Source organism: Streptococcus sp. KR, assembly GCF_002238115.1.
In the GTDB taxonomy this organism is placed as follows: domain Bacteria; phylum Bacillota; class Bacilli; order Lactobacillales; family Streptococcaceae; genus Streptococcus.
Genome location: NZ_NGVM01000357.1, coordinates 1 through 221, shown reverse-complemented (window position 1 = coordinate 221; position 221 = coordinate 1). Strand labels below are relative to the sequence as shown.

1 pseudogene is annotated in these 221 nt (G+C 41.2%); it reads left to right on the top strand.

What is annotated here, in order from left to right:
- A pseudogene (locus CBI42_RS13110) lies at positions 1-221 on the top strand (metallophosphoesterase); the annotation flags it as partial.

Sequence of the window (221 nt, the reverse complement as noted above, 5' to 3'; positions counted from 1 at the left end):
TGGCCAATGCGATGATGGGGAGTGTGCACTTTCAAAAGTTGATCAATGACTATCGAGTGGACACGGTTATTTTTGGCCATACCCATCAACGGCTTAAACCCGTGAAAATAAATCACACAATTTATTACAATGCAGCGGTGGGGTACCACAATCGCCGTCATAATGAATGGCAGACCAATCATTTTATTTCAGAATGGCAGAATCAATTAAAAATCTTCGAG